Here is a 16,020-nt window from a genome sequence, read left to right on the forward strand (position 1 = left end):
ATGGACTTCACCCCCACCGAGGCCCAGCAGGACCTGGCCGGCCTCACCCGAGGAATCGTCTCGGACCTCGTCACCAACGACCGGCTGCGCGAACTCGACAACGCGGAGGACCGCATCGATCGTCGGCTGTGGTCCGCGCTCGCGTCGTCCGGCGTTTTGAGCGCCGCGCTGCCGGAGTCGGTGGGCGGCGACGGTTTCGGCATTCTCGAGCAGTGCAGCATCCTCGTCGAACTGGGCCGCGCCGTCGCGCCGGTGCCCTATCTGTCGTCGATCGTGATGGCGGCAGGGGCGATCGCGAAGTTCGGAACCGAACGGCAGCGTTCCGACTGGGGCACTCCGGCCGCGCGTGGCGAGAAGATCCTCACCGTCGCCCTCGACGAGGAACTCAACGACACCCCGGGGGCGCCCGTCACGCGGGCCGAACGCGGCGCGAGCGGCTGGACCCTCGACGGCACCAAGATCGTGGTCGACGCGGCGCCGTCCGCCGACCTCTTCCTGGTCCCGGCGACCACCCCGGACGGTGTCGCCGTCTTCCTCGTCCGCCCCGACGACGCCGGAGTGACCGTCACCCGCCAGCAGACCGTCGATCTGGCCAGCACCGGTGAGGTGACCCTCCGCGGAGTGTCGCTGACCGAGGACCGCGTGCTCGGTGCCGTCGACCAGGGCGGCGAGATCGTGGACTGGCTCGTCGAGCGCGGCTCGCTCGGCGCCTGCGCGTACCAGTACGGCGTCCTCGACGAAGCCCTGAAACTCACTGCGGCCTACGCCCGCGAGCGGGTGCAGTTCGGTCGACCCATCGGCAGTTTCCAGGCCGTGGCCCAGCGACTCGCCGACGGTTACATCGACGTGAAGGGCGTCCGGCTCACGCTGTGGCAGGCGGCGTGGCGGCTCAGCGAGGGCCTGCCCAGCGAAGGCGACATCCAGACCGCCAACTTCTGGGCGTCCGACGCCGGACACCGGGTGGCCCATACCCTCGTCCACGTCCACGGTGGCGTCGGACTCGACGAGGACCACCCCGTGCATCGGTACTTCCTCGCGGCCAAGGCACTCGAATTCCGGCTCGGTTCGGCCACGCAGCAGTTGCGGATCCTCGGCGCCGAACTGGCCACCGTCCCGGCATGACCGCCACGCTCGCGCGCACGGTATCGGATCTGCTCCTGGGCGTCGCAGAATCGGACGCCCAGGGGCTGTACTTCGAGGACCGGTTCCTGTCGTGGTCCGAACACGTGCGGGCGAGCCTGCGGCGCGCCACGATCCTCGACGACCTGCTCGATGCACAGCGTCCCCGGCACTTCGGTGTCCTGATGGACAACGCCCCCGAGTTCTCGCTCCTCGCCGGGGCGGCGGCGCTGTCCGGCGCCGTCCTCGTGGGGCTCAACACCACTCGACGCGGGGCGGCACTGGCCCGCGACATCGCGCTGGCCGACTGCCAGGTGGTCTTCACCGAATCCGGGCGGTCCGCGCTGCTGGACGGTCTCGACCCCTGTGTTCCCGTCGTCGACGTGGATTCACCGAACTGGTCCGCGCTGCTCGCCGCAGAGCGCCCCTTCACGCCGAGGGCCGCCGCGGCCGACGACCTGTTCATGCTCATCTTCACGTCCGGCACGAGCGGCGATCCGAAGGCGGTGCGCTGCACCCACGCGAAGATCACCGGACCCGGCATCATGCTCGCCGAACGCTTCGGGCTGACCCCGGACGACGTCGTCTACATGTCGATGCCCATGTTCCATTCCAACGCCATGATGGCGGCATGGTCCGTGGCGCTCGCGGGACACAGCTCGATTGCGCTGCGGCGCAAGTTCTCCGCGTCCCACTTCCTGTCCGACGTGCGGAAGTTCGGCGTCACGTACGCCAACTACGTCGGAAAGCCGCTGTCGTATGTGCTGGCTACCCCGGAGATGCCCGACGACGCCGACAACACACTTCGGGTGATGTACGGCAACGAGGGGTCCGCGCCCGCTGTCGCGGCGTTCTCGCGCCGCTTCAACACCGCGGTGGTCGACGGATTCGGCTCCACCGAGGGTGGTGTCGCCATCTCCGCCGGCCCCGGGACGCCGGCAGGCTCCCTCGGCAAGCTCCCCGAAGGCATCGCGATCCTCGACCCCGAGACCGGCGATCCCTGTCCCCCAGCCGAATTCGATTCCGCCGGCCGAGTGGCCAACACCGAGGCCGCGACCGGTGAACTCGTCAACGTCGCGGGGTCGGGTGCGTTCGCGGGCTATTACAACAATCCCGAGGCCGACGCCGAGCGGATCCGCGACGGCAAGTACTGGAGCGGCGACCTCGCCTACCAGGACGCCGACGGATTCGTGTACTTCGCGGGACGCAGTTCCGGATGGTTGCGCGTCGACGGCGAGAACATCGGTTCGGCACCCATCGAACGCATCCTGATGCGGTACGACGGCTTCGCCCAGGTGTCGGTGTACGCGGTGCCCGATCCCGACGTCGGGGACCGGGTGATGGCGGCCGTCGTCCCGACGCGTGACTTCGATCCCGTGGCCTTCACGAGCTTCCTCGACGCGCAGTCCGATCTGGGTCCGAAGCAGCGCCCGAGTCTGATCCGGGTGTGTGCCGAGTTCCCGCGGACCGCCACGTTCAAGGTCCTCACCCGCGTGTTGAGCGGCGAGGGCGCCAATTGCACCGATCCGGTGTGGATCCGGGGCGGAACCGGCTACTCCCGCAGGTGAGTGGCAAAGTGTGCTGACGCATACTTTGCCACTCACATCGGCTAGCGGAAGCTGTCGAGGCGGGACACCGCCGAGTCGAAGCCCTTGACGAGTTCGTCCATCACCTCGGCCACCGGACGGATCTCGTTCATCCGGCCGACGATCTGTCCCACCGGCATCGCGACGACATCCGGGTTCTCCGACGCGGCGATCCGCTGATGCGCCTCGCTGACCAGCAGATTCTGCAGCGGCATCGGTAGCGGTGCCGGCGCGTCCGGCTTCGACCAGGCGTCGGTCCACTTGGTCTTGAGCAGGCGCGCGGGCTTACCCGAGTAGATCCGGGACCGCACCGTGTCGGCGGACGTCGCACCGAGCAGGGCGCGCTGGATCGCGGACGGCCCCTCGGACGACGCGCTGCCGAGTTTGTACTCGGAGGTGGTGAGCCAGTACGACCCCATCCACACCCCCGCCGCCCCCAGCGACAGCGCAGCCGCGACCTGACGTCCGCTGCCGATACCACCGGCCGCGAGGACCGCGGCGGAATCACCGATGGCATCGACGATCTCGGGAACCAGCACCATCGACGCGATCTCACCGGTGTGCCCACCGGCCTCGTACCCCTGCGCGATGACGATGTCGACACCGTTCGCGACGTGCCTGCGCGCGTGCTCGACGGCGCCGGCCAGCGCGGCCACTGGAACGCCCTTCTCGTGGGCCTGGTCGATGACATCCTTCGGCGGCGAACCGAGGGCGTTGGCGATCAACGCAATTCGATGATTCAAGGCGACGTCCACGTGCGAGCGCGCCACCGAGTGCAGCCAGCCGAGCACACCGGTCGCGTGTTCGGCGCCCGAATCCAACGGCGGCACCCCCAGCTCGGCCAGGGTCCGGTCGACGAACGCGCGGTGTTCCGCGGGGATCAGCGACTCGAGGTCCACCGACGTGCCCTCGGTGGGAACCTTGGCGGGCATCACGATGTCGACGCCGTACGGCTTGCCGTCGGTGTTCTCGTCCATCCACGACAGGACGGCCTCGAGTTCCTCGGGGTCGTTGAACCGGACGCAGCCGAGTACACCCAGACCGCCGGCCCGGGAGATCGCCGCGGCGACGTGTTCGGAGGGAGTGAACCCGAAGACCGGGTACTCGATGCCGAACTTCTCGCTCAAACTCGTGTGCATTTACGCGCCTTTGCTTTCGGGCGAACCGTTGCCGTTGTGGTCATCGGCCGGACGGGTCTCGGTCTGTTCCTTGGCCCAGCGGTAGTCGGGCTTACCCGCCGGTGAGCGCTTGATCTCGTCGACGAACCAGAGGCTGCGCGGAACCTTGTATCCGGCAATCTCCTTGCGTGCCGCGTCGGCGATCTCGTGCAGGCTCGGGCGCGCCCCGCCTCGGGCCTGGATGACGGCGGCGACCCGCTGGCCGAAGCGTTCGTCGGGGATGCCGACCACGATGGCGTCGAAAACGTCGGGATGCGACTTGAGCGCGCCCTCGACCTCCTCGGGGAAGATCTTCTCGCCGCCGCTGTTGATGGACACCGAGCCGCGGCCGAGCATCGTCACCGTGCCGTCCGCCTCCACCTGCGCGAAGTCGCCGGGGATCGAGTAGCGGATGCCGTTGATCTCCTTGAACGTGGCTTTGGTCTTCTGGTCGTCCTTGTAGTAGCCGATGGGGATGTGCCCCTTGCGCGCCAGGATCCCGATCACGCCGGAGCCGGGTTCGACCGGGTTGCCGTCCTCACCGAGAACGGACGTGGACGCGTCGATCTTCACCGTCGGGCCGCCGCCGTGCGAGTCGCCCTTCGCGACCACGCTGAGGCCGCCGAAACCGGTCTCGGACGACCCGATCGAATCGGTGATCATCCGGTTGGGCAGCAGCTCGAGGTACTTCTCCTTGATGCTGGGCGAGAACAGCGCCGCCGAACTCGCCATCAGGAACAGCGACGACAGGTCGTAGGGTTCGCCGCTCGCCTTGTCGCCCTCCACCAGCGCGTCGAGCATCGGTCGCGCCATCGCGTCGCCGGTGATGAAGATGAGGTTGACCTTGTGCTGATCGACGATCCGCCACACGTCGTGGCCGTCGAATTCGGGGTGCATCACGCACTTTCCGCCGCCGAACAGACTCTGGAACACCGCCCACTGGCTGCCGCCGTGGATCATCGGCGGGATCGGGAAACGGGTCATGCCGGGGCTCTCGGCGCCCAGCTTCGCGAGGTCCCACTCGTCCTCGACGTATTCCCCGGTCATGAAGTTGATGCCGCCACCGAGAACCCGCCAGACGTCCTCGTGACGCCACATGACGCCCTTGGGTTTGCCGGTGGTGCCACCGGTGTAGAGCATGTACAGGTCGTCGTTGCTGCGCTCGCCGAAGTCGCGGTCGGGGGAACCCTGCGCCAGAGCGGCCTCGTATTCGATGCCTTCGTAGTCGAGATCGGTGCCGTCCTCGACCACGACGGTGGTCTTCAGGAGCGGCGTCTCGGGGAGCACGTTCGCCACCTTGTCGGAGTAGCGGCGCTCGTGAACGAGCGCGACCATGTCCGAATTGTCGAAGATGTATTGCAACTCGTTCTCGATGTACCGGTAGTTGACGTTCACCATCACGGCACGGATCTTGAAGACCGCCACCATCGCCTCGATGGCCTCGATGGTGTTCCGGCAGTAGATGCCCACCTTGTCGCCGGGCTGGACACCCTGTTCGCGCAGGTAGTGGCCGAGGCGATTGGCCCTCTCCTCCATCTGCGCGTACGTCACTTCCCGGTCGTCGGACACCAACGCGACGCGGTCCGGAACGAGGTCGATTGCGTGCTCTACGAGGTCTGCGATATTAAGGGCCACGTCAACAAAGTAGAACGTGTTACCGTTTCTGGCAAGACCCAATTTGAGAGCCAGCTCACACACCCTTCGGGAGACTTCAGTGTCCTCTACAACGACCGAGAAATCCGACATTTCGGCACAGTCGCCGCACTGCCTCGTGGAGAAGCGCGGGCACGTCCTGATCGTGACGATGAACCGCCCCGAGGCGAAGAACGCGCTGTCCGGCGAAATGATGGCGATCATGCGGGACGCGTGGGATCGGGTCGACTCCGACCCGGACATCCGGGTCGCCATCCTCACCGGCGCAGGCGGCGCATTCTGCGCGGGCGCCGACCTCAAGGCGATGACGTCGCAGCACCCCGGCGACTCGTTCTCGGGCGCGGGCGAGCGGAGCGAGGGCAAGAATTCGTCGGGCTGGGACCTGTCGAAGATAGAGGCGCTCCTGAAGGGACGGCGCCTCACCAAGCCGCTCATCGCCGCAGTCGAGGGTCCCGCCATCGCCGGCGGCACCGAGATCCTGCAGGGCACCGACATCCGAGTCGCCGGAGAGAGCGCCAAATTCGGTGTCTCCGAAGCCAAATGGGGACTCTTCCCCCTCGGAGGCTCCGCCGTGCGCCTCGTCCGGCAGATTCCGTACACCGTCGCCGCCGACATCCTGCTGACCGGACGTCACATCAAGGCCCCCGAGGCCAAGGAAATCGGCCTCATCGGGCACGTCGTCCCCGACGGTCAGGCCCTCGACAAGGCCCTCGAACTCGCCGACCTCATCTCCGCCAACGGCCCCCTCGCCGTCCAGGCGATCCTGAAGACCATCCGCGACACCGAAGGCATGCACGAGGAAGAGGCATTCCAGATCGACGCCGCCCTCGGCATCGAGGTCTTCAAGAGCGCCGACGCGAAGGAAGGCCCCCGAGCCTTCTCCGAAAAGCGCGCGCCGAAATTCGAGGGCCGCTGACCCCGGGTGCACTAATCCCGGGCGAATGTACCTTTCGGCGCATCTGAGGCGGCGAGAGGTACATTCGGCCAGGATGCGAGGGTTATCCACAGCCCCCTACTTATCCACAGACCTCACCAAATCGCCTGGTGACCAGACCTCCCGCCGACACCCGGTGGGCCATCATCGACTCCATGCGACGGGGAGAGTGGGGGCATCGCCTCGAAGACCTGTACGGAGTGAGCCGGTCCGGAATCATCCGCACCGCCGAGTTGAGGCAATGGGGCGTATCGAATTCGGCGATCGACGCTCGATGCCGTCCGGGCGGGCCGTGGCAACGCATCCTTCCGGGTGTCGTGATGCTCGGCAACGGCCACCCGACCGCGCGTCAGCGTGCCGTGGCCGCGATCGTGCTCAGCGGCCAGAACGCAGTCCTCACCGGGCGAGCAGCGCTGCACGAATACGGCTACGGAACGTCGTACTCCGGCGACGCCCATGTTCTGATCGCCCCGCACCGGCGCGTGCAGTCCACGGGCTTCGTCCTCGTCGAACGTACGACGCGGTTGCCCGTGCCGGTGCCACGCAACAGGCTTCCCTGCGCACCGCTTCCACGCGCGTTGCTCGACGCAGCACGACGGTGCCGCACCCTGGACAGCACTCGATCCCTCATCGCCGAGGTGATCCAGCGAGGCGAGGTGAGCGTTGCCGAGCTGATCGCGGAGTTGGACTCGGGTAGTGGCCGGGGTGCAGCACTCCCCCGGACAGTGCTGCGCGAAGTGAGTGCCGACGTCCACTCGGTGTCCGAGGCCGAAGCCCGCAGACTATGGCTGCGCAGCGGACTGCCCCGAATGGTTTTCAACCGCAAGATCGTCGACGCCGACGGACAGTTCATCGCCATGCCGGACGGATGGATCGACGACGTCGCATTCGCCTGGGACATCGACTCACTCGACTGGCATCTGGCACCGGAGGCGTACAAATCGACCGTCGAGCGCCGCACCCGGATGCAGAACCACGGCATCATCGTGCTGCCGACGCTACCGAGCGCCGTCCGTGACAACCCCGACCGCGTGATCGCCGACCTCCGGTCGCACTACCAGCTGGCGTCGTCCCGCCCCCGGCCGGAGGTCCGGATGCTCAGAGCGCCCGGGTGAATGCGCCGTTCAACGCCTCAGGTGCGCCGAAAGGTACATTCGCCCGGCGGGGAGGGGGGACGGGAGCGGGGGGAGCCGGCGGCGGGGGAGGTCAGCCGAGGACCGCCGCGGACAGTTCGCGGACGTGGTCGGCGTCGCGGCAGGAGACGAGGAGCATGGTGACGCCGGCGTCGGCCCAGCGTTTGACGTCGGCGCGGACTTCGTCGACGTTGCCGATGATCATGGTCTCGGTGACCATCTCGTCGGGGACGACGGCGGCGGCTTCGTCCTTGCGGCCTGCGCGGAAGAGGCGTCCTATTTCCTCGACCTGCTCGCCGTAGCCCATGCGGGTGTAGACCTGGGCGTGGAAGTTGAGTTCGGGGGCGCCCATGCCGCCGACGTACAGCGCGGTGATCGGTTTGAGGCCGGCGATGGCGGCGGCGCGGTCGTCGGTGACGATCACCTGACAGGTGGCCGCGACTTCGAAGTCTTCGCGGCTGCGCCGGGCGCCGGGGCGGGCGAAACCCTCGTCGAGCCATTCGTTGTACATGGGTGCGAGGCGGGGCGAGTAGTAGATGGCGAGCCAGCCGTCGGCGATCTCGGCGGTGAGCGCGACGTTCTTCGGACCTTCGGCGCCGAGCCAGATGGGGATGTCGGCGCGCAGGGGGTGGGTGATCGGCTTGAGTGGTTTCCCGAGGCCGGTGCTGCCGGGTCCGGTGTACGGCAGCGGGAAGTGCGGGCCGTCGCTGGTGACGGGTTCCTCCCGCGACAGGACTTTCCGGATGATGGAGACGTATTCGCGGGTGCGGGCGAGCGGTTTCGTGAACGGCTGCCCGTACCACCCTTCGACGACCTGCGGCCCGGACACGCCGAGCCCGAGAATCGCCCGGCCGCCGCTGAGGTGATCGAGGGTGAGTGCGTGCATGGCGGTGCTGGTGGGTGTGCGCGCGGAAATCTGGACGACGGACGTGCCCAGCCGGACGCGTTCGGTGCTCGAACCCCACCAGGCGAGGGGGGTGAAGGCGTCGGAACCCCAGGATTCGGCGGCGAAGACGGCGTCGAATCCCTCGGCTTCGGCCGCGGCGATCAACTCCGGGACATTCGCCGGCGGCTGTGCGCCCCAGTATCCCAGCTGCAACCCGAGCTTCATCGTGTGCCTCCGCATCGACCGTCGTCAGAAGTGACCCTTGCCACAAACACTAGAACCTGTTCTACTCGAAGTTGTGAGCATGGGAAAGAGCGCGGTGGCCGAAAAATTCTCGAACGAACCGTTGAGCGCCCCGCTGAAACTTCAATTCGACTACACCCGATCGGTGGGTCCGACCATCGGAGCCTTCGTGACCGCGCTGCGCGACCGCAAGGTCATCGGCGCCCGCGGCTCGGACGGACGCGTCTACGTCCCGCCGCCCGAATTCGACCCGAACACCGCCGAACCTCTCACCGACTTCGTCGGGGTTTCCGACGCCGGGACCGTGGTGAGCTGGACGTGGATGCCGGAACCGATTGCCGGACAGCCACTCACCACCCCCTTCGCGTGGGCGCTGATCACGCTGGACGGCGCCGACACGTCCCTGGTGCACGCCGTGGACGTCGACTCCCCAGCAGGAATGAGCACCGGTATGCGGGTCCGGGCACGGTGGGCGCAGGAGCGGGTCGGGCGCATCCAGGACATCGTGTGCTTCGAACCCGGGGAGTCGACCGGCGAACCCGGCCCGTCCGCGGAGTCCGAACCGGTCACGATGGTCACGACGGCGATCGATCTCGACTACATGCACTCCGCCTCCGCCGAGGAGAGCTATTACCTCCGAGGGTTGAAGGCGGGCAAGCTGATCGGTGGCCGCACCGGACCGGACGGCAAGGTGTACATCCCGCCGCGCAGCGCCAACCCCACCGACGGCATCCCGACGAAGGAGCAGGTGGAACTGCCGGACAGGGGCATCGTCACCACGTTCTGCATCGTGAACGTCCCCTTCCTCGGACAGCGGATCAAGCCGCCGTACGTCGCCGCCTACGTGCTGCTCGACGGCGCGGACATCGCGTTCCTGCACCTGATCCTCGACTGCGACGCCGCCGACGTGCGGATGGGCATGCGCGTGGAGGCCAAATGGAAGCCGCGCGAGGAGTGGGGCTACACCCTCGAGAACATCGAGTACTTCAGGCCGACGGGCGAGCCCGACGCCGAGTACGACACCTACAAACACCACCTGTAAGGGCGCGGCACAATGACAGATATCGCAGTCGTCGGGTTCGCGCACGCACCACACGTGCGCGAGACCACCGGCACCACCAACGGCGTCGAGATGCTGGTTCCCTGCTTCCAGCAGCTGTACGAGGAGCTCGGAATCACCAAGTCCGACATCGACTTCTGGTGTTCCGGGTCTTCGGACTACCTGGCCGGCCGTTCGTTCTCCTTCATCTCCGCCGTCGACTCGATCGGTGCGGTTCCGCCGATCAACGAGTCGCACGTCGAGATGGATGCGGCGTGGGCGTTCTACGAGGCCTGGATCAAGATCATGACCGGCGAGGTCGACACCGCCCTCGTCTACGGCTTCGGGAAGTCGTCGGCGGGCAACCTCCGCAAGATCCTGTCGATGCAACTCGACCCCTACCTGGTCACCCCGCTCGCCCTCGACTCCGTGTCGCTCGCCGGACTGCAGGCCCGCCTCGGACTCGACGCCGGAAAGTGGACGGCCGAGGAGATGGCGGCCGTGGCCGCGCGCAGCCGGGCCGCGGCGGAGAGCAATCCGAACACCCAGCTGTCGGGGCACGTCGACATCAACGCGCTGCTCGCCAGCCCGTTCGTCGCGGACCCGTTGCGCGCCCACGACTGCGCACCGATCACGGACGGCGCCGCCGCTGTCGTGCTCGCCGCGGGCGATCGTGCCCGTGAGCTGTGCGAGCGGCCTGCGTGGATCACCGGGATCGAGCATCGGATCGATTCCCCGAACTTCGGCGCCCGCGACCTGACGGTCTCACCGTCGACGACGGCGTCCGCCCGCGCCGCCACCGGAGGGGACGTCGGCGGAATCGACGTAGCCGAACTCCACGGACCGTTCACCCATCAGGAACTGATCCTCCGCGAGGCCATCGGACTGTCCGATGCGACGGCGATCAACCCGTCGGGCGGCCCGCTGAGCGGGAACCCGATGTTCTCGGCGGGTCTGGAACGCATAGGTTACGCAGCGAAGGCCATCATGGACGGCAACGCCGGGCGCACGCTGGCGCACGCTACGAGTGGTGCTGTGCTGCAACAGAATCTGGTCGCAGTCTTGGAGGGACGCAACTGATGGCGAATCAATTGGCCGCGGTGCTCGGCACCGGTCAGACGCATTACGTCGCGAAGCGGCACGACGTGTCCATGGCGGGGCTGGTTCGCGAGGCGATCGACCGCGCGATGGAAGACGCCCGGGTGGGCTGGGACGACATCGACGCGGTCGTGATCGGGAAGGCCCCCGACCTCTTCGAGGGGTCGATGATGCCGGAGCTTGCGATGTCGGACGCGCTGGGCGCCAACGGCAAACCACTCCTGCGTGTGCACACCGCAGGCTCGGTCGGCGGTTCGACCGCGGTGGTGGCGTCGAGCCTCGTGAAGTCGGGGGTGCACAAGCGGGTACTGACGGTGGCGTGGGAGAAGCAGTCCGAGTCGAACGCCATGTGGGCGCTGTCCACCCCCATTCCGTTCCACATGCCGGTCGGTGCGGGCGCGGGCGGCTACTTCGCCCCGCACGTCCGCTCGTACATCCGGCGGTCGGGCGCACCCGATCACATCGGCGCGATGGTGGCGGTGAAGGACCGGCTGAACGGCAGCCTCAACCCGTACGCCCACCTCAAGCAACCCGACATCACGCTCGAATCCGTGCAGGCCTCGCAGATGTTGTGGGATCCCATCCGCTACGACGAGACGTGTCCGTCCTCGGACGGCGCCTGCGCGATGGTGATCGGCAACGAGGAGGCGGCCGAGCAGGTCACGGCGGACGGTCGCGAGGTGGCCTGGATCCACGCCACCGCGATGCGCACCGAGCCCACCACGTTCGCGGGGCGCGACCAGGTGAATCCCCAGGCCGGCCGGGACGCCGCGGCCGCGCTGTGGCAGGCCGCGGGCATCAAGGATCCGCTCGACGAGATCGACGTGGCCGAAATCTACGTCCCCTTCTCCTGGTTCGAACCGATGTGGCTCGAGAATCTGGGGTTCGTCTCCGAGGGCGAGGGCTGGAAACTCACCGAGGCCGGCGAGACCGCCATCGGAGGCCGGCTTCCGCTCAACGCGTCCGGCGGTGTCCTGTCGTCCAACCCCATCGGCGCCTCGGGCATGATCCGGTTCGCCGAGTCGGCGATGCAGGTGATGCACCGCGCCGGCGACCATCAGGTGAAGGACGCACGCAAGGCACTCGGCCACGCCTACGGCGGCGGTTCGCAGTACTTCTCGATGTGGGTGGTCGGTTCCGACCGGCCGAACAACTAGGAGCGGACATCACCATGAAGTTCACCGTCGGCATCGCCATGAATCCCCTCGATCAACTGCCTGCCCTGGCGAAAACAGCCGAGGAGTGCGGGTTCTCGTCCATCGCACTTCCCGACTCACTGTTCTTCATGGAGAAGCAGAGCGCCGACTACCCGTACACACCGGACGGCTCGCGGATGTGGAACGAGGAAACCCCGTGGGTGGATCCGCTGATCGCGGCGGCCGCCATGGGCGCGGTGACATCGAAGATCGAGTTTTACACCCAGGTCCTCAAACTGGGTTCCCGCAACCCGGTCCTTCTCGCCCGCCAGGTGGGTTCGGTCGCCAACCTCATCGGCAACCGTTTCGGGTTCGGCGTCGGGATCGGCTGGGCACCGGAGGAATTCGAATGGTGCGGCGTGCCGTACAAGAAGCGCGGTGCGCGCGTCGACGAGATGATCGACGTCATCAAGCTGATCCTCGGCGGCGGCATGGTCGAGTACCACGGTGAGTTCTTCGACTTCGACCGCCTGCAGATGAGCCCGGCGCCGACCAAGCCGGTGCCGTTCTACGTCGGCGGACACACCGACGTCGCGCTACGACGCGCCGCCCGGGTGGGCGACGGCTGGACGTCCGCGATGATCAAGTTCGACGATCTCGTTCAGGTCATCGCGCGATTGCGGGAACTCCGGGAGGAATACGGCCGAGCCGATCTGCCCTACGAGATCCAGACCGTGTGCATCGACCGTTTCGGCAAGGACGGCTACGCCGAATTGGAAGATGCCGGAGTGACCGACACGATCGTCGTCCCGTGGGTTTTCGACGGCATCGGCTTCGACGGACCGCTCGACGCCAAGCAGGAATCGTTGCGCAAGTTCGCCGACCAGTACATCGGATAGGGGTGTGGACATGACGACGACGGATCATCCTGCCCGCCTCGCCGGGCAGGCTTCCCGCGAGGCGGCCAGCGGCAGGCGCAAGGACGAGTGGCTGGCCCTGTTCGCCGAGGACGCGTGCGTCGAAGACCCGGTCGGCCCTTCGGGTTTCGACCCCGAAGGCAAGGGTCACCACGGCCTCGACGCGATCTCGCGGTTCTACGACATGACGATCGCGACCACCGAATCGCTCGAGTTCCTCATCACCGATTCACTGGTGTGCGGGAACGAGAACGTGAACATCGGGACCATCCGGTCCACGGTGGCGGGATCTCGGATCGACGCCGAGGGCGTGTTCATCTACCGCGTGAACGAGGACGGCAAGATCACGTCCCTGCGGGCCTTCTGGGAGGTCGAGCGGGCGATGAAGACACTGCGCAAGGTCTGAGCGCCCGGCTCACGTGCCGGCGGCGTCGATGTGCCGGAGGAACAGGATCGCGTCGAGTTCGCCGAGGCCGGCGGGCTCCAGCGGGAAATACGTGGAGTTGTCCGACGGGTCGGCACGCTTCTCCACGTCTCCTGTCCTGCGCGCCACCGGCGCGGCCGGCACGAGACAGCTCTCTCCCACGGCGAAGAGACGGCCCTCGACGGTGTCGGGTGGCGGCTGTCCGATACCGTGGCCGGGCGCCTGCCCGACGGCGCCACCGATGACCGCGTAGGCGTCGCCGAGCCGCACACCCAGGTGGGCGCCGGCGCACCACCAGTGCAGATGCAGTCCGGCGAGATCCCAGTGGGTTTCACCTTTCAGCAGGTGGCCGTTGTGGGCGAAGACGAACGTCGGGCCTCGATCGGCCTCCCTCTGCACGAGCGCGGACAGGTTGTCCGCCATCAGAGTGTCGCGGATGCCCAGGAGCCGGGCGATGCGGCGTGGAGAGTTCTCCGCCATTCCTGCGTGATAGCTGAGCAGGCGGGTGGCGATGCGACCGTGCAGCTCGGCCTCCCACAATTCGTCCCGCGTGCCTTCGGCGAGGAGGTGAGGCGCCTGCGACGCGAGAAGCGTCATCAGGTCGTCGGCGATGAGACGCAACTCGACGGCCTCGGGGGTGGCACCGACGGCCTGGGTCGGGTCCATCGCGACGGCCGGGTTGCTCCAGCGGTCGTCGTCGCCGATCAGTGCGGAGATCCTGTCCGGAGTGCAGGGCAGGTCCTCCTCGCCGAGGCGGGTCCGCAGGTAGGTGTCGAGGAAGGTCAGGGCCTGCCTCGGGCTGTCCGCGGCCGTCATCTCGATGGGGCCGTCGAATCCGAAGAATCTCAGTTGCTCGCCCGGCTCGTGCAGACGGTTGTATTCGGCCATCCATCCGACCAGGTCGCGGTTCGCCCGGGACTCACCGAAACCGTGGCTGAAACCGTGCTGCATGACGTCGTCGAGTGGCAGGCGGTCCGCACCCCGCACGAACGAGTCGACGAGTATCCCTTTCAGGCAACTGCTTTCGATCGCGATGGAGCGATAGCCCTCGCGTTCGACGAGGAACCGGAACATCTGATTGCGGAGCTGCAGAAAACTCTCCTCCCCGTGCATGGGCTCGCCGAACCCGAGGAGGCGGGGCGCGGAGTCCAGGCGACGGAGGAATGCGCCGAGGGCAGCGGTGACGGTCGGGTCTCCCGGTGCCGAGAAGACGGCACCCGCGTCATCCACGATTGACTGCACAGTCATGGTGGCTCCCACATTCCCTCGGACACCACGTCGGCGAAAGAGAACAGCGGCGTCGGATAGGATGAGGGTGCCCTCCGACGCCGCTGAATCAGGGGGTCAGTGTCTGACCGGGCAACCGCCTGACGCAGTCTTGTAATCGACCTGAAACTCCTTGATACCGTTGAGCCAGCCCGAGCGCAACCGCCGCGGATCTCCCAGCCTGGTGATATCGGGCAGGTGGTCCGCAATCGCGTTGAAGATCAGGTCGATCTCGAGTCGCGCCAGGTTGGCGCCGAGGCAGAAGTGGGCGCCCGTTCCACCGAATCCGACGTGCGGGTTGTTCTCCCGCATGATGTCGAACTTCTCCGGGTTCTCGAACGCGTCCTCGTCGAAATTCGCCGAGCCGTAGAGCATTACGACTCGCTGCCCCTTCTTGATCTGCACTCCGCCGAGTTCGGTGTCTTCCAGTGCGGTGCGCTGGAACGAGTTGACCGGGGTCGCCCACCGGACGATCTCGTCCGCCGCCGTCTTGGGGCGCTCCTTCTTGTAGAGCTCCCACTGATCGGGATGGTCCAGGAACGCCATCATGCCGTGTGTGATGGCATTGCGCGTGGTCTCGTTGCCGGCAACCGCCAGCAGGATCACGAAGAAACCGAATTCCTCGGGAGACAGCTCATTTCCATCGATGTCCGCTTCGATCAGCGTCGTGACGATGTCGTCGGCGGGGCACTTCTTGCGCTCGTCCGCCATCTGGTACGCGTAGCCGAGGATCTCCATCGACGCGGCCTGCGGGTCGATGTCCAGTTCCGGGTCGTCGTAGCCCGTCATCTGATTCGACCAGTCGAAGACCTTCAGGCGATCCTCCTGCGGCACACCGAGCAGTTCGGCAATCGCCTGCAGCGGAAGCTCACACGCCACCTGGGTGACGAAGTCGCCGGCACCCGATTCGGCGGCCTCCTTCACGATCTTCTCGGCGCGCTCGGTGAGTTCTTCGCGCAGGCTGTTGATCGCGCGGGGTGTGAATCCCCGGGAGACGAGTTTGCGGAGCTTGGTGTGCTCGGGTGCGTCCTTGTTGATGAGGATGAAGCGCTGCATCTCGATGTTCTCGCGCGGAATGTCGTCGGCGAAGCGCACGATCGCGGTGTTCTCGTGTGTGGAGAAGACGTCGCTGCGCCGCGACACCTCCTTGACGTCCTCGAGCTTGCTGACGACCCAGTAGCCGTCGTCGTGGAAGCCACCGATCTCCGGCGGCTGCGGGTTCCACCAGATCGGGGCAGTCTTCCGCAGTTCGGCGAATTCCTGGTACGGGATGCGCTCTGCGTAGATGTCCGGGTCGGTGAAGTCGAAACCCGCTGGAAGATTGGGCTGCGCCACTGCTGTCTCCTGCCCTAAGCCATACACCACTCCGTGATGTGGAACACGTTCTACTAGCATTGAAGCACAAGCCGGGCGACTAGCAAAGGAAAGC

14 protein-coding genes are annotated in these 16,020 nt (G+C 66.9%); 9 read left to right on the forward strand and 5 right to left on the reverse strand.

Annotated elements, in window-relative coordinates:
* Together GO592_RS26120 and GO592_RS26125 are read left to right on the forward strand one after the other, a co-directional pair.
* Entirely contained in the window at window positions 1-1,122 is a 1,122-nt protein-coding gene (locus tag GO592_RS26120) for an acyl-CoA dehydrogenase family protein (protein WP_007300932.1), read from the forward strand.
* On the forward strand, window positions 1,119-2,687 hold the full coding sequence (locus GO592_RS26125) for a long-chain-fatty-acid--CoA ligase (RefSeq protein ID WP_007300931.1): 1,569 nt from the start codon (window positions 1,119-1,121) through the stop codon (window positions 2,685-2,687). Before GO592_RS26120 ends, GO592_RS26125 begins: the two co-directional genes overlap by 4 nt.
* 41 nt (window positions 2,688-2,728) lie before the next feature.
* Here the strand turns inward: GO592_RS26125 and GO592_RS26130 are convergent, their stop codons facing one another.
* Together GO592_RS26130 and GO592_RS26135 are read right to left on the reverse strand one after the other, a co-directional pair.
* Window positions 2,729-3,844: an NAD(P)H-dependent flavin oxidoreductase gene (locus GO592_RS26130; protein WP_005262901.1), complete on the reverse strand. Its 1,116-nt coding sequence runs from the start codon at window positions 3,842-3,844 to the stop codon at window positions 2,729-2,731.
* The gene (locus tag GO592_RS26135) at window positions 3,845-5,497 is read right to left on the reverse strand and encodes an acyl-CoA synthetase (RefSeq protein WP_007300930.1); all 1,653 of its coding nucleotides are present in this window, start codon (window positions 5,495-5,497) and stop codon (window positions 3,845-3,847) included.
* A gap of 79 nt (window positions 5,498-5,576) precedes the next feature.
* Between GO592_RS26135 and GO592_RS26140 the strand changes: the two genes are divergently transcribed.
* The gene (locus tag GO592_RS26140; RefSeq protein WP_007300929.1) at window positions 5,577-6,431 is read left to right on the forward strand and encodes a crotonase/enoyl-CoA hydratase family protein; all 855 of its coding nucleotides are present in this window, start codon (window positions 5,577-5,579) and stop codon (window positions 6,429-6,431) included.
* Window positions 6,432-6,604: 173 nt separating this feature from the next.
* Window positions 6,605-7,564, forward strand: coding sequence for a hypothetical protein (locus tag GO592_RS26145; protein WP_039952900.1), 960 nt, complete (start codon window positions 6,605-6,607; stop codon window positions 7,562-7,564).
* 91 nt (window positions 7,565-7,655) lie between these two features.
* Here GO592_RS26145 and GO592_RS26150 read toward each other — a convergent pair whose 3' ends face one another.
* On the reverse strand, window positions 7,656-8,693 hold the full coding sequence (locus tag GO592_RS26150) for an LLM class F420-dependent oxidoreductase (RefSeq protein WP_007300927.1): 1,038 nt from the start codon (window positions 8,691-8,693) through the stop codon (window positions 7,656-7,658).
* 79 nt (window positions 8,694-8,772) lie between these two features.
* Between GO592_RS26150 and GO592_RS26155 the strand changes: the two genes are divergently transcribed.
* From GO592_RS26155 to GO592_RS26175, 5 genes are read left to right on the forward strand one after another with little or no spacing between them, the layout of a single operon-like run.
* Complete coding sequence (locus GO592_RS26155) at window positions 8,773-9,753, forward strand: Zn-ribbon domain-containing OB-fold protein (protein ID WP_039952899.1); 981 nt, start codon at window positions 8,773-8,775, stop codon at window positions 9,751-9,753.
* Window positions 9,754-9,765: 12 nt separating this feature from the next.
* Complete coding sequence (locus GO592_RS26160) at window positions 9,766-10,830, forward strand: thiolase domain-containing protein (RefSeq protein WP_007300925.1); 1,065 nt, start codon at window positions 9,766-9,768, stop codon at window positions 10,828-10,830.
* Window positions 10,830-12,005, forward strand: a complete 1,176-nt coding sequence (locus GO592_RS26165; protein ID WP_007300924.1) for a thiolase domain-containing protein — start codon at window positions 10,830-10,832, stop codon at window positions 12,003-12,005. Before GO592_RS26160 ends, GO592_RS26165 begins: the two co-directional genes overlap by 1 nt.
* Window positions 12,006-12,019: 14 nt before the next feature.
* Window positions 12,020-12,883, forward strand: coding sequence for a TIGR03619 family F420-dependent LLM class oxidoreductase (locus tag GO592_RS26170; RefSeq protein WP_005262910.1), 864 nt, complete (start codon window positions 12,020-12,022; stop codon window positions 12,881-12,883).
* A gap of 10 nt (window positions 12,884-12,893) precedes the next feature.
* Window positions 12,894-13,307 (forward strand): nuclear transport factor 2 family protein, encoded by a 414-nt coding sequence (locus tag GO592_RS26175; RefSeq protein ID WP_039952948.1) that lies wholly within the window; start codon window positions 12,894-12,896, stop codon window positions 13,305-13,307.
* A 9-nt stretch (window positions 13,308-13,316) separates the two neighbouring features.
* Here GO592_RS26175 and GO592_RS26180 read toward each other — a convergent pair whose 3' ends face one another.
* A complete protein-coding gene (locus GO592_RS26180) occupies window positions 13,317-14,573 on the reverse strand; it encodes an erythromycin esterase family protein (RefSeq protein WP_007300923.1) in 1,257 nt (418 codons plus the stop codon).
* A 96-nt stretch (window positions 14,574-14,669) separates the two neighbouring features.
* Window positions 14,670-15,926, reverse strand: a complete 1,257-nt coding sequence (locus tag GO592_RS26185) for a cytochrome P450 (protein WP_007300922.1) — start codon at window positions 15,924-15,926, stop codon at window positions 14,670-14,672.
* Between the last annotated feature and the right edge of the window lie 94 nt (window positions 15,927-16,020).

Source organism: Rhodococcus sp. 21391 (assembly GCF_016772255.1).
GTDB lineage: Bacteria > Actinomycetota > Actinomycetes > Mycobacteriales > Mycobacteriaceae > Rhodococcus_F > Rhodococcus_F opacus.